The following is a 540-nucleotide window of genomic DNA, read 5'->3' on the forward strand; positions in this document are numbered from 1 at the left end:
TGCCACTGCCGCAACCGCAGGTTGTGCCGCCGACCCGCGTCGATGTCGAGCACCCCGCGAGGGTCACCCACGTGCAACACACCGACCCGCTGCCGCACCGCCCACGACACGACGGTGCGGGCGGCTTCGTGCTGGGCCTGACGGACCCGTCGCTGGTGCCGGCCCTCGACCAGGCGTGCCCGACGCCGGTACTTGCGCCACCGCCGGGACCCCTTCTCACCGGGTTTCGGCGCCCGGCGGGCCACGGCACGGCGGCGGGCTTTCGTGTCGGCTAAGTGCATGCGGTGCTCGGCGCGGATCGCCCGCCCCGACACCAGCAGTCCTTCCCCGTCGGGGCCCGCCACGGCGTAGGGGTGGATGACCCCCAGGTCCACCCCGGCCACCCGGCCCGGATCCGGTTCCTCGCCGGGCGGGTAGACCGTCACCGGCACCTCGGCGGTCACGTCCAGGAACAGGCGGCCGCCCTCACACAGCAGGGTGATCGAGCGGACCTGCTCGGCCGGATACGGCACCTCCCTGGCCAGGCGCACCCACAACGGG

At 74.3% G+C, this 540-nt stretch carries 1 protein-coding gene; it reads right to left on the bottom strand.

All coding sequences use genetic code 11. From position 1 onward, the window contains the following. A partial coding sequence (locus I8N68_RS32505; protein WP_200216931.1) for a transposase occupies window positions 1-540 on the bottom strand: 540 nt, incomplete at both ends.

Source organism: Micromonospora coerulea, from assembly GCF_016598485.1.
GTDB lineage: Bacteria > Actinomycetota > Actinomycetes > Mycobacteriales > Micromonosporaceae > Micromonospora > Micromonospora coerulea.